This is a genomic window from Microtetraspora sp. NBRC 16547, assembly GCF_030268965.1.
GTDB lineage: Bacteria > Actinomycetota > Actinomycetes > Streptosporangiales > Streptosporangiaceae > Microtetraspora.
The window spans coordinates 45,062-57,905 of record NZ_BSSE01000022.1 but is presented as its reverse complement, the minus strand read 5'-3'; the positions used below and the strand labels follow the sequence as shown (position 1 = coordinate 57,905).

General features: G+C 71.1%; 9 protein-coding genes. 2 read left to right on the top strand and 7 right to left on the bottom strand.

The window, feature by feature from the left end; all coding sequences use genetic code 11:
- Window positions 1–11 precede the first annotated feature (11 nt).
- Window positions 12–1,694 (bottom strand): aa3-type cytochrome oxidase subunit I, encoded by a 1,683-nt coding sequence (ctaD, locus tag QSK17_RS26035; RefSeq protein WP_285707926.1) that lies wholly within the window; start codon window positions 1,692–1,694, stop codon window positions 12–14.
- Window positions 1,695–1,825: 131 nt separating this feature from the next.
- Here ctaD and QSK17_RS26030 point away from each other — a divergent pair, with 131 nt between their 5' ends.
- Window positions 1,826–2,194, top strand: coding sequence for a thioredoxin family protein (locus tag QSK17_RS26030; RefSeq protein WP_285707925.1), 369 nt, complete (start codon window positions 1,826–1,828; stop codon window positions 2,192–2,194).
- A 202-nt stretch (window positions 2,195–2,396) separates the two neighbouring features.
- On the opposite strand, the gene QSK17_RS26025 is transcribed toward QSK17_RS26030, so the two are convergent.
- From QSK17_RS26025 to QSK17_RS26010, 4 genes are all read right to left on the bottom strand, one after another.
- The gene (locus QSK17_RS26025) at window positions 2,397–3,734 is read right to left on the bottom strand and encodes a class II 3-deoxy-7-phosphoheptulonate synthase (protein ID WP_285707923.1); all 1,338 of its coding nucleotides are present in this window, start codon (window positions 3,732–3,734) and stop codon (window positions 2,397–2,399) included.
- 107 nt (window positions 3,735–3,841) lie between these two features.
- On the bottom strand, window positions 3,842–4,720 hold the full coding sequence (locus QSK17_RS26020; RefSeq protein WP_285707921.1) for an aldose 1-epimerase family protein: 879 nt from the start codon (window positions 4,718–4,720) through the stop codon (window positions 3,842–3,844).
- A gap of 160 nt (window positions 4,721–4,880) precedes the next feature.
- Entirely contained in the window at window positions 4,881–6,020 is a 1,140-nt protein-coding gene (locus QSK17_RS26015; RefSeq protein ID WP_285707919.1) for an acyl-CoA dehydrogenase family protein, read from the bottom strand.
- 36 nt (window positions 6,021–6,056) lie between these two features.
- Complete coding sequence (locus QSK17_RS26010) at window positions 6,057–9,737, bottom strand: indolepyruvate ferredoxin oxidoreductase family protein (RefSeq protein WP_285707918.1); 3,681 nt, start codon at window positions 9,735–9,737, stop codon at window positions 6,057–6,059.
- Window positions 9,738–9,894: 157 nt separating this feature from the next.
- Here QSK17_RS26010 and QSK17_RS26005 point away from each other — a divergent pair, with 157 nt between their 5' ends.
- Window positions 9,895–10,374 (top strand): Lrp/AsnC family transcriptional regulator, encoded by a 480-nt coding sequence (locus tag QSK17_RS26005; protein ID WP_285707917.1) that lies wholly within the window; start codon window positions 9,895–9,897, stop codon window positions 10,372–10,374.
- A gap of 15 nt (window positions 10,375–10,389) precedes the next feature.
- On the opposite strand, the gene QSK17_RS26000 is transcribed toward QSK17_RS26005, so the two are convergent.
- Together QSK17_RS26000 and QSK17_RS25995 are read right to left on the bottom strand one after the other, a co-directional pair.
- Window positions 10,390–11,409, bottom strand: coding sequence for a LacI family DNA-binding transcriptional regulator (locus QSK17_RS26000; protein WP_285707916.1), 1,020 nt, complete (start codon window positions 11,407–11,409; stop codon window positions 10,390–10,392).
- A gap of 28 nt (window positions 11,410–11,437) precedes the next feature.
- A complete protein-coding gene (locus tag QSK17_RS25995; RefSeq protein WP_502889303.1) occupies window positions 11,438–12,829 on the bottom strand; it encodes a GH1 family beta-glucosidase in 1,392 nt (463 codons plus the stop codon).
- Window positions 12,830–12,844: the final 15 nt, after the last annotated feature.

Sequence of the window (12,844 nt, the reverse complement as noted above, 5' to 3'; positions counted from 1 at the left end):
ACCCACATTCGTCAGTCTCCGGGGTCGATGGCGTCCCGCCTGCCGCGATCGAGGCGCTCCGTTACGGGAACCGGCGGATAACGCAGGTCGAACGCGGGGCGCTCGGACCTGATCGGCGGGAGGGTGACGAAGTTGTGCCGTGGCGGAGGGCACGATGTGGCCCATTCCAGGGAGTTGCCGAACCCCCACGGATCGTCCGTCCGCACCCGCGCGCCGTGCCGGGCCGTACGCCAGATGTTGTAGAGGAACGGCAGTGTCGAGAGGCCCAGGAGGAACGCGCCAGCGCTGGAGACGATGTTGAGGGTGGTGAAGCCGTCGGAGGGGGAGTAGTCGGCGTAGCGGCGCGGGAAGCCGATCACGCCGAGCCAGTGCTGGACGATGAACGTCATCTGGAAGCCGATGAACAGGCTCCAGAAGTGGATCTTCCCGAGCCGTTCGTCCAGCATCTTCCCGGTGAGCTTGGGCCACCAGAAGTAGAAACCGGCGAACATCGAGAACACCACGGTCCCGAACACCGTGTAGTGGAAGTGCGCCACCACGAAGTAGGTGTCGGTGACGTGGAAGTCCAGCGGCGGCGAGGCGAGGATGACGCCGGTGAGCCCACCGAGGAGGAAGGTCACCAGGAAGCCGACCGAGAACAGCATCGGCGTCTCGAACGTCAGGTGGCCGCGCCACATCGTGCCGGTCCAGTTGAAGAACTTGATGCCGGTCGGCACCGCGATCAGGAAGCTCAGCAGCGAGAAGAACGGCAGCAGGACCTGGCCGGTGGCGAACATGTGGTGCGCCCACACCGACATGGAGAGCAGCGTGATCGCCATCGTGGCTCCCACCATGCCGACGTAGCCGAACAGCGGCTTGCGGCTGAACACCGGGATGATCTCGGTGATGATCCCGAAGAACGGCAGCGCGATGATGTAGACCTCGGGATGGCCGAAGAACCAGAACAGGTGCTGCCAGAGGATCGGGCCGCCCGTGTCCGGATGGAAGACCTTGCTGCCCGCCTTCCGGTCGATCTCGAGGATGAGCAGGGCCGCCGCGAGCACCGGGAACGCCAGGAGCACCATGAGCGCGGTGAACAGGATGTTCCACGTGAAGATCGGCATCCGGAACATCGCCATGCCGGGCGCGCGCATGCCGATGATCGTGGTGACGAAGTTGACCGAGCCGAGGATCGTGCCGAGCCCGGACAGCGCGAGACCCATGATCCACAGGTCGGCGCCGGTGGACGGGCTGAACTGGGTGAGCGACAGCGGGGCGTACCCGGTCCATCCGAAAGCCGGGGCGCCCCCAGAGGTGCCGAAGCCGGCCAGCACGATCAGCCCGCCGAACAGGAACATCCAGTAGCTGACGGCGTTCAGCCGGGGGAAGGCGACGTCCGGCGCGCCGATCTGCAACGGCATGATCGCGTTGGCGAAACCGGCGAACAGCGGCGTCGCGAACAGCAACAGCATGATCGTGCCGTGCATGCTGAACAGCTCGTTGTACTGCTGGTTGGTCACGAACTGGAGCCCGGGTGCCGCCAACTCCGCACGGAAGATCATCGCCAGTAAGCCGCCGATGAGGAAGAAGACGAAAGATGTGATGAGGTAGAGGTGCCCGATCACTTTGTGGTCGGTGGTGCTGAGCCAGGACACGATGCGCGCGCCTGTCCGGATCCGCGCCTCCGGCGATGGGCGTGCCGCTTGCGTGGTCATGGCGTCTCCTGTCCCCGAAAAGGAGGCTTCCAGCCGTCATGTACCCCTGCGGCCACGGATGGAATGCTGGGCGGTGGGCATGGGGTTATGCCCGCTGAGACACAGACGAGACGCAGACGAGAGGAGTCGCCGTGGCGACCATCGAGGTAACCGAGAAGAACTTCAACGAGATCGCCGACAAGGGCATCGTGCTGCTGGACTTCTGGGCGTCGTGGTGCGGCCCCTGCCGTACGTTCGCCCCGATCTTCGAGAAGGCGTCGGAGCAGCACGCCGACATCACGTTCGGCAAGATCGATACGGAGGCTCAGCCCGGTCTGTCCGAGGGGTTCGACATCACGGCGATTCCCACGATCATGGCGATCAGGGACGGCATCGTGGTTTTCGCGCAGCCGGGGGCCCTGCCCGCTCCGGCGCTCGACGACCTGATCAAGCAGCTCCGGGCGCTCGACATGGATTCCATCCGCGCCGAGATCGAAGCGGAGGTGCAGCAGAAGAAGTAGGCCGTGTCCCGGCCGGCGACGGCCGGGTGCCCCGGCCGGAACGGCCCGCTGAGGGCCGCCGGTTCACGAGCGGAGGCTCGGAACCGGCGGCTCGGAACCCGAAGCCGGGGCTTCGGAACCGGAGCCACCGATTCACGTCCGCCGGTTCACGCCGTCCAGCCGGCGCCGTCGAGTTGGCGCCGTTCAGTCGGCGCCGTCCGGCTCAGGACTGCGGGCGGTAGAGTTCCGCGACCCGGAAGGCCAGGTCGAGCGACTGGCCGCGGTTGAGACGCGGGTCGCAGGCGGTCTCGTAGCGCAGCGAAAGGTCCTCTTCCACGATCGGGTGCCCGCCGCCCACGCACTCGGTCACGTCGTCACCCGTGAACTCGATGTGGATGCCGCCCGGATGCGTGCCGAGCGCGCGGTGCACCTCGAAGAAACCGGCCACCTCGTCGAGCACGTCGTCCAGGTGGCGGGTCTTGTGGCCGCTCGGGGCCTCGAACGTGTTGCCGTGCATCGGGTCGCAGATCCACGCCACCGTGGCGCCGCTCGCGGCGACCTTCTCGACGAGTGTCGGCAGCGCCTCGCGGACCTTGCCGGCGCCCATCCGGCTGATGAAGGTGAGCCGCCCGGGCTCGTTGTCCGGGTTGAGCTTCTCGACCAGCGTGAGCGCCTCCTCGGGCGTCGTCGTCGGCCCGAGCTTCACCCCGATCGGGTTCTGGATGCGGCTGAAGAACTCCACGTGGGCGCCGTCGAGCTGCCGGGTGCGCTCGCCGATCCAGACCATGTGCGCCGACACGTCGTACGGCAGGCCGGTCCGGGAGTCGATCCTCGTGAGTGCGCGGTCGTAGTCGAGGATCAGCGCCTCGTGCGAGGAGTAGAAGTCCACCGTGTGGAACTCCTCGGGCTCCGCGCCGCAGGCCCGCATGAAGGCGAGGGCCTGGTCGATCTCGCGGGCGAGCTGCTCGTATCGCTGACCGGCCGGGGACTCGGCCACGAAGTCCTGGTTCCAGGCGTGCACCTGGCGCAGGTCGGCGTATCCGCCCTTGGCGAACGCGCGGGCGAGGTTCAGCGTGACGGCCGAGGAGTGGTAGGCGCGCAGCAGCCGTCCCGGGTCGGGCGTGCGGGCCTCGGCCGTGAACTCGAAGCCGTTGACCATGTCGCCGCGGTAGGCGGGCAGCTCCAGCCCGTCGCGGACCTCGGTGTTCTTGGAACGCGGCTTCGCGAACTGCCCCGCCAGGCGGCCGATCTTGACGACCGGGATCTTCGCGGCATAGGTGAGCACGATCGCCATCTGGAGCAGCGTCTTGAGCTTGTTCCGGACGTTGTCGGCGGTGGCGCCGGAGAAGGTCTCCGCGCAGTCGCCGCCCTGCAGCACGAAGGCCTCGCCGCGGGCCACGGCGGCGAGGTTCGCCTTCAGCTGGTCGCACTCTCCGGCGAACACCAGCGGCGGCAGCCCCTGAAGCTCGGACACGACCTTGTCGAGTTTGCCGCGGTCGGGCCAGTCGGGCTGCTGGGCCGCGGGCAGGTCACGCCAGGAATCGAGATTGATTGCGCTCACGACATACCAGGTTATTGCACACGGTCAGTGAGTACGGACGTCGTGTCCACGTAGTGAGATCGCGTCGCGGGCATCGGCCGAGTTGCCGCCGGGGCGGCGATGTCAGGTCAGAGGGCGGTTATGGTCCAGGTGGCCTCGTGTGCGTCCCCCGGCTTGAGCACGACGAGGTCGGTGCCCGAATTGAAGGCGTCCGGCGGGCAGGTCATCGGCTCCACGGCCACACCGCGGTGGCCGAGCCCGGTGCCCGTGCAGACCTGTGCCCAGGGCATGACCGCGGGATCCCAGGAGATCTCGACCCCGCCCTCGGGCCCGCGCAGCCGTACCCGGCCCGCGGTCAGGCCGGTGAAGGCGTGATCGATCGCGGTGGCGCCGAGCGCGCGCGGCCGCCGGAAGTCGTACGGCGTACCCGAGACGTTCTCCAGGACACGCGGGCGCAGCAGATCGTCCGTCGACAGCACCTGCCCGGTGGGAAGGTCGAGCTCGTACTCCTCGATGTCCGGCCCGGCGAGCAGCCACGGGTGCGCACCACAGCCGTACGGCGCGGCGCCTTCGCCGACGTTCTCGGCGGTGAGGGTGGTGACCAGCCCGCTCGCCGACACGGCATGCCGCACCTGGAGGGCGATGCGGAACGGATAGCCGGGCGTCGGCTCGATGGTGTGCGTCAGCCGGACGAACCCGTGATCGTCCTCGGCGGTGAACAGCTCGGCGACCGTCCACGTCACGTCGGCGACGGAACCGTGCAGCGCGTTCCCCCGGTCGGGCTCGTTGACCGGCAGCTCGTGGCGCTCGCCCTCGAAGTCGTACGCCGCGCCCGCCACGCGATTGGGCCACGGAGCGAGAACGGTGCCGCTGTAGAAGGGGATCGGCCCGTCCTCCGGCCAGCTCGTCACCAGGTCCCGGCCGTCGTGGCGGAGAACCCGCAGGGCGGCGCCCCGAGGGCTGATCTCGACGTGGTAGCCGCCGCCGAGGATTTCGTACTGGGCCACGGGGGATGTCCTTTCGCCGGGGAACGGTCATATCAGCGTAAGCGAGCCCAATCGTCGCAGCGGGCCGGTGATAGGCCCAGCCGGTGGGAGCGCCGCGCGCGTGGACGGGCCCGACGGGAGCCGGCGGGCCCGTCCACGGCCGGCGGTCAGCGGGCGGCGGTCAGCGGGCGAGATGGCGGCTGATCACCAGGCGCTGGATCTGGTTGGTCCCCTCGAAGATCTGCATGATCTTGGCCTCGCGCATGTAGCGCTCGACGCGGAACTCCCGCGTGTAGCCGTATCCGCCGAAGACCTGCACCGCGTCGGTGGTGACCTTCATCGCGGTGTCGGTGGCGACCAGCTTGGCGACGCTGGCCTGCCTGCTGTACGGCAGGCCGGCGTCGCGGCGGCGGGCGGCGTCGACGTACATCGCCCGGGCGGAGTCAACGCCGGCGGCCATGTCGGCGAGCAGGAAGCCGAGACCCTGGTGATCGATGATCTTCTTGCCGAAGGTCTCGCGCTCCTTGGCGTAGGCGACGGCCTCGTCGAGCGCGGCCTGCGCGAGGCCGGTGGCGCAGGCGGCGATGCCGAGCCGGCCCGAGTCAAGGGCGCTGAAGGCGATCTGGAGGCCCTGGCCCTCCTCGCCGATCAGCCGGTCGGCGTCCAGGACCGCGCCGTCCCAGTGCGCGGTGGTGGTGGGGACGGCGTGCAGGCCCATCTTCTCCTCGGGACGGCCGAAGGCGAGGCCCTCGGCCGCGCCGGGCGCGAGGAAGCAGGAGATCCCCCGGCCGCCTTCCCCCGTGCGCGCGAACAGCGCATAGAAGTCGGCGATGCCCCCATGGGTGATCCACGCCTTGGTCCCGGTGATCCGGTAGCCGCCCTCGACCTTCTCGGCCTTGCAGGTGAGCGCCGCGGCGTCGGAGCCCGCCTGCGGCTCCGACAGGCTGTAGCCGCCGACGAGCCGCCCGGCCAGCATGTCCGGCAGCCAGCGCTCGCGCTGCTCCGGGGTGCCGTACGCGGCCACGGGGAAACAGGCCAGCGTATGCACGCTGGTCGCGACGGCGACGGCGGCCCAGCGCGCCGCCAGCTCCTCGATCACCTGCAGGTACACCTCGTACGGCTGGCCGCCGCCGCCGAACTCCTCGGGGTACGGCAGGCCCAGCAGCCCGGCGGCGCCGAGCGTCGCGAACAGGCCCTCGGGATAGGTCTCGGCGCGCTCATGCTCGTCGACCCGGCGCGCGAGCTCCTTGTCGGCGATCTCGCGGGTCAGCTCAATGAGGTCCCGGGCGTCCTGGTCGGGCAGCAGGCGGTCAACGGGCACGGTCACTCCTGGGGGGCGAAATATCGGTCTTATGCATCAGACGGTATGCGAAGCGGGCGTGTCCAGCCGCGTGAGGGCGGCCCTCGCGCTCTCGCGGAACTCGGCGACGCGGGCGAGCTTGATGTCCTCGTAGCCGCGGATCGCCTCCGGCAGCGCCGCGATCTCGGCGACGGCGTCGGCGGTGCCAGGGGTGAGCCGGGCGAGGGCGTCGCGCATCAGCGTGCGGTATTCGGCGACCAGCTCCCGCTCGACGCGGCGCACCTGGGCGTAGCCGAACACGTCCAGCGCCGTGCCGCGCAGGACGCGGGCGGCGCGGAGCCCGCGGAACAGGACGTCCGCCGAGCGGCGCAGCTTGATCTTCCTCTTCATGCCCAGCGCCCGCAGGAGCGGCGGGTGCAGCAGCACGGACACGACCGCGTCCGCGCCGTACTCCCGCTCCCGCCTGGCCTTCTCGACCGGGTCCAGGTGCAGCCGGGCGACCTCGTATTCGTCCTTGTACGCCATGAGCTTGTGCAACGCCCTGGCGTAGGCGAGCCCGATCCGCGCTCCGGCCTCCTCGCCCGCGCGCTCGACGGCCAGCGCGGTCACGCGGCGCACGTCCTCGGCGTACCCGCGGGCGTAGACCGCGTTCTGGTAGCCGGTCAGATCCGCGACCCGCGTGGCCAGCGCACGCTCCAGCGCGCCGGCTCCCGTGGCCGGCTCCGCAGCCGATTCCGCAGCCGATTCCGTGGCCTGACGCGTGCTCGTACCTGCTGCCGGATCCCCGGCCGGAGCCGCCGCCGGACCCACCGCTTGTTCCACGGCCGGTCCGACGGGCGCGGCCTCGAGTACGGCCTCGAGTACGGCCTCGCGGTCCACGACGGCCGCCCGGCCCCAGCGGAAGGCCGCGAGGTTCTGCTCGACGGCGGCCCGGTTGAGCCGGATGGCCCGCTCGATGGACTCGGCGGAGACCGGGAGGCAGCCGTGCTGGAACACCGCGCCGACCAGCAGCATGTTGGCGGGCATGTGGTCGCCGAACAGCGCCTCGGCCAGCCCGTGGGCGTCGAGGTAGAGGTTGTCGGCGCCGCGCGTGGCCGACTCGACGCGGACGATCGCGTCGGCGGGCGATCCCGGCATCGCCGCGCGCCCGGTGACCATGGCGGCGGTCGGCACGACGGAGGTGCTCACGACGGCGATCGTGCGGTCAGGCGACGCAACGGCCAGATTGCCGTCCGCAGCGGCCCCGAGCAGGTCGAAGCCGATCAGTACGTCGGCGGTGCCGCGGGAGGCGCGGAGCGAGCCGGCGACCGGCGTCGGCGCGATGCGGACGTCGCTGACGACGGGGCCGCCCTTCTGCGCCAGCCCGGTCTGCTCCAGACCGGCCGCGTGCAGTCCGTCGAGATGGGCCGCCATCTGCAGGATCTGCGAGACCGTGACGACGCCCGTGCCGCCGATGCCCGGCATCCTGATCAGGACCGGCCCGCCGCCGAGCCTGCCGACCGGCTCGGGCAGCGCCATCGGCGGGTACGGCACCGGCGCGCTCCCGGCCCGTGCGCTCCCGGTCTGCGCGGTCGCCGTGGCCGCCGCACGCCGTCCGCCCCGCCCACGCCCGTCGCGCCGTTCGCGTGGCTCGCGTGGCTCGCGTGGCTCGCGTGGCTCGCGTGGCTCGACCAGCAGGAACGAGGGGCAGTCGCCCTTGAGGCAGCTCAGGTCGGAGTTGCAGGACGGCTGGTGGATCCGGGTCTTTCGCCCGAACTCGGTGTCGACGGGCTGTACGGACAGGCAGGTCGACACGTCCCCGCAGTCGCCGCAGCCCTCGCAGACCCGCTCGTTGACCACGACCTTCGCCGCCGGGGTGGGCAGCTTGCCGCGCTTGCGCAGCCGGCGCTCCTCGGCGGCGCAGCGGTCGTCGTGGATCAGCACGGTGACCCCCTCCACGGTGGCGAGCTCCCGCTCGACCGCGGCGAGGTCGTCCCGGTGCCGGACGGTGGCGATCGGCGCCAGCCGCACGCCCCGATACGTCTCCGGCTCCGGCGTGGTGACCACGATCCGGCGGACCCCTTCGACGGCCAGCGACCTCGTGAGCGCCGGCACGTCCAGCCGGCCCTCCGCGCGCTGGCCCCCCGTCATGGCGACGGCGTCGTTGTAGAGCAGCTTGTACGTCATCGACACGCCCGCGGCGGCGGCGGCGCGGATCGCCAGGGATCCGGAGTGGTGGAAGGTGCCGTCGCCCAGGTTCTGCACGAAATGCGGGTCGTCGGTGAAGGGGGCCAGGCCGATCCACTGGGCGCCCTCACCGCCCATCTGGGTGATGCCGATCCGGGTGCCGCGCCCGTTCCCGTCCAGGGCGATCATGGCGTGGCAGCCGATGCCGACGCCGACCAGCGTGCTGTCGGAGGTGCGGGTGGAGGCGTTGTGGGGGCAGCCGGAGCAGAAGTACGGCGTGCGCGCGGCGACCATCGGCAACATGCGGCGCGCAGCCTTATGTGCCGTCTTACCGGGGGCCAGGGACTGGAGCCGGACGGCCGCCGCGCGGGGCAGCCGGTCGCCGCCGACGCACGTGGCGAGCGCCTTGGCCACGTCCTCGGCGCCGAGGGTGCCGCGGGCGGTGAGCAACTCGCGCCCGACCACGGCCGGGGTGCGCTCCCCGCCGTAGAGCGCCTGCTTGAGCTCTCCCTCCAGGAACGGCACCTTGTCCTCCACCACCAGCACCCGGTCGAGGTCGGCGGTCATGGCGGCGAGGTCGTCGTGGGCCAGCGGGAACGGCATGGCGAGCCGGATGAGCCGCAGGCCCAGGTCCTCCATCGCGCTCTCGTCCAGGCCGAGGTCGGCAAGCGCCCGCCGCACCACCGCGAAGGCGGTGCCGGAGGCGACGATGCCCAGGGTGGCGCGCCGCGCGCCGAACATCACGCGGTTCAGGCCGTGGTCGCGGGCATAGCGCCGGGCCAGTGCCAGCCTGCGGGTCAGCATGTCGTGCTCGGCGTCCAGGGCGGCGGGACCCACCAGGATGGGCGACGCGCCGCGATCGGCGTGGTCCGGCGCCGGGACGCCGGCGCGGATCGAGCCGAGATCGACGGTGGCGGACGCGTCGGCGACGTCCGCGACGATCTTCAGGCCGGTCCACAGGCCGCTGAGGCGGGAGAGGGCCACCGCGTGCAGCCCGAACTCGATGATCTCCGCCACCGAGCCCGGCGCGAGCAGCGGCATGGACAGGCTCTGGCACATCGGCTCGCACGAGCTGGGCACGGTCGAGGACTTGCAGCCCGGGTCGTCGCCGATCCAGGCCACCGCTCCGCCGAGCGCGGCGGTGCCGGCCAGCGTGCCGTGCCGGATGGCGTCGGCGGCCCGGTCCAGGCCGGGGTTCTTGCCGTACCAGAAGCCCGTCACCCCGTCGTGTCGCCGGCCGGGCACCTGACCGAGGAGCTGCGTTCCCGCCACCGCCGTGGCCGCGAGCTCCTCGTTGAGCCCGGGCCGGAACATCACGCCCGCCGGTTCGAGGAACCGCGCCGCCCGCCCCATCTCCAGATCGACCCCGCCCAGCGGTGAGCCCTGGTATCCGGAGACGAAGACACGCGTGTCCAGGCCGCGCTCCCGGTCCAGGCGGCGCTGCTCCAGCGTCAGGCGGACCAGGGCCTGGATGCCCGACATCAGCACCCGGCCGTCCACGGCCGTGTACCGGTCATCGAGTGACACTTCGGCGGGCACTTCGGCGGGCACTGCGTCGGGAGCGGCGCTCACGCGAACCTCCTGGCTTCGTTCGGGGGAGCCCCAAGCACAGCAACGGGACCAGGGAGTGCGCAAGTATCAGCAGAGCAAAAGGGCAAAAGACGCAAACTCTTTGCGGCGAAGGCGTGTTTCGCTAAGGTTCGTTTCGTCGACCCCGAGGAGTTTCCGCATGTCCGAAATCGATGACCTCGACCACCGCATCCTGCGGTTGCTGCGCGAGGACGGGCGCAGGACCTTCTCGGAGATGGCGGCCGAGGTCGGGCTCTCGGTGGCCGCCGTCAAGCGGCGCGTCGACCGGCTCAGGGAGATCGGCGTGATCACCGGCTTCACCGTCCAGATCGACTACGCCAAGCTCGGGTGGGGCATCGAGGCCTTCACCGAGCTGCGTTACCCCGGCACGACCCCGGTCAGCGAGATCGTCCGGACGGCGACCGACGTGCCGGAGGTCCAGGCGGTGTTCACCATCGCCGGTGACCCGGACGCGCTGATCCACGTCCGGGTCCGCGACCTCGGGCACCTCCAGCAGGTCATCGACCGCCTGCGCCGCGCCGGCGACGTCACCGGCACCAAGACGCTGCTGGTGCTGGGCTCGTGGACCCGCGACGCGCTCGGCGCCGCGGGCTCGCCGGACATCCGTCCCCGCTCGTAGGCCGCCCCGGCGGCGTCATGCCGAGGCGCGGATGACCAGGTGGGTGTCCAGTATGACCACGGGCTGCTCCAGCGGGTCGCCGTTGATCCTCGCGACCAGGAGCTGCACCATCTGGCGGCCCATCGCCTCGGTCGGCTGGTGGACGCTGGTCAGCGGCGGCTCCGTGTGCAGCGCGACCCGGGAGTCCTCGAACCCGATCAGCGCCACGTCGCCCGGCACGCTCAGGCCACGCTCCTTGAGCACGTGCAGCGCGCCGACCGCCATCGCGTCGGACGCCGCGAAGACGGCGTCCAGGTCCGGGTGGCGATCGAGGAGCTCCCGCATCGCCGTGGCGCCGCTCGCCTCGGAGAAGTCGCCGTACGCGACGCGCTCGGCGGTGCCGGTCGCCAGCAGCGCGTCGCGGTAGCCGGCGAGACGGTCGACGCCCACGCCCATGTCCTGCGGGCCGGCGATCGTGGCGATCCTGGTGCGGCCCTTGCCGAGCAGGTACTTCGTGGCCTGCCGGGCCCCCGCCCGGTTGTCCATGTCGACGTAGCTGTACGGCGTGAGCCCGACGGGGCGCCCGCCCAGCACCGTCGGCACGCCCAGGGCTTCCAGCCGCTCGGGCAGCGGGTCGGCCCCGTGCACGGACGTGAGCAGGACGCCGTCCACGTGCTGACCGGTGAGGTAGTCTTCCAGCCGCTCGTGCTCGGCCCGGTTCTGCGCCATCGTGAGGATGAGCTGGAGGCCGGTCTCGGAGAGGGCCGAGCCGATCCCGCGGATGATGCCCGCGAAGAACGGCTCGTCGAAGACCCGCTGCTCGGACTCGGAGACCACCAGCGCGATGGTGTCGGTCCGGTTGGTGACCAGGGTGCGCGCCGCGCGGTTGGGCACGTAGCCCAGATCCTTGATCGCCAGCAGTACGGCGTCGCGGGCCTTCTCGCTCACCTTCGGCGAGCCGTTGATCACCCGTGACACCGTGCCGCGTCCGACTCCGGCGCGGGCGGCGACCGCCTCCAGAGTCGGGCGCGCCCCCGGTCGGCGGTCCCCGTTCATCGTTGCCCCCTCTTGACTTTTCCCGGGCCTATTCTGCTGTGCCCGCAAGGCCGCCGCGCCGGGCCGTCTCCGCGTACCACAGGGCGCTGTCCTTCGGGATCCGCCGCTGTGTCGGATAGTCCACGTACACCAGGCCGAATCGCTTGCCGTAACCCCATGCCCACTCGAAGTTGTCCATCAGCGACCACGCGAAGTAGCCCTGGAGCGGGACGCCCACCTCGATGGCAGCATGACATGTCCGCAGATGGGCGTCGATGTACGCGAGCCGATCACGATCATGGATCCGGTCGTCCGCGGTCAGCTCGTCGTCGAACGCCGCGCCGTTCTCCGAGACGATCAGGGGGATCCGCGGGTAGTCCCGCGCCAGCCGGACCAGTATCTCGTACAGACCGGACTCGTCGATCTCCCAGCCCATGGCGGTGACGGGGCGGCCCCCGTCGACGAAACCGACGCGCTCGCTGCCGACCCACGGCGACCCCGAGCCGGTCGGCGCCGCGGCGGCCGACCGCGCGCCGCCCGGAGCGCCGGACAGGGTGAACCGGCTGTAGTAGTTGATCAGCAGCATGTCGATCGGCGCGGCGATCGTGGCGAGGTCGCCGTCCTGGACGAACCCCGTGTCGGTGACCGCGCGCAGGTCCTCCAGCACGTCCTCCGGGTACGCGCCGGTGAGCAGCGCGTCCAGGAAGAAGCGGTTCTGCAGCCCGTCGACGCGCCGGGCCGCGTCCCTGTCGGCCTCGCTGTCACTCGCCGGGGAGACCGCGTAGAGGTTCACGCACCCGCCGACGCGGGAGTCGGTCCGCTGCGCGCGGATCGCCTGTACGGCGAGCCCATGGGCGAGGTTGAGGTGGTGCGCGGCGCGGATCGCCGCGGCCGGTTCGCGCCGCCCCGGCGCGTGCTCGCCCGAGGCGTACCCCAGGAAGGCGGCGCACCACGGCTCGTTGACCGTGCTCCAGTTCCCGACCCGGTCGCCCAGCCCCTCGTGCACGGCCGCCGCGAAGTCGGCGAAGCGCTTCGACGTGTCACGCGCGGGCCAGCCGCCCGCGTCTTCCAGGGCCTGGGGGAGGTCCCAGTGGTAGAGCGTCACCCAGGGGTCGATGCCGTGGCCGAGCAGTTCGTCGACGAGCCGCTTGTAGAAGTCGAGCCCCTTGGCGTTGATCTCCCCGGCCCCGTCGGGCTGGATCCGCGGCCAGGACACGGAGAAGCGGTACGCCGTCAGGCCGAGATCGGCCATCAGCCGCACGTCGTCCCGATAGCGGTTGTAGTGGTCGATCGCGACGTCGGCGTTCTCGCCGCCCACGACGCGGCCCGGCCGGCTGACGAAGGTGTCCCATATGGAGGTGCCCCGCCCGTCCGCGGTGACCGCGCCCTCGATCTGGTAGGCCGAGGTCGCGGCGCCCCAGACGAACCCGGTGGGGAACATCAGCCCGGCGTTCCG

Bases quoted from the DNA above. Each gene is read 5' to 3' on its own strand.
- QSK17_RS26005 (WP_285707917.1), top strand. From the start codon at position 9,895: ATGTCCGAAATCGATGACCTCGACCACCGCATCCTGCGGTTGCTGCGC.
- QSK17_RS26000 (WP_285707916.1), bottom strand. From the start codon at position 11,409: ATGAACGGGGACCGCCGACCGGGGGCGCGCCCGACTCTGGAGGCGGTC.
- ctaD (WP_285707926.1), bottom strand. From the start codon at position 1,694: ATGACCACGCAAGCGGCACGCCCATCGCCGGAGGCGCGGATCCGGACA.
- QSK17_RS25995 (WP_502889303.1), bottom strand. From the start codon at position 12,829: ATGTTCCCCACCGGGTTCGTCTGGGGCGCCGCGACCTCGGCCTACCAG.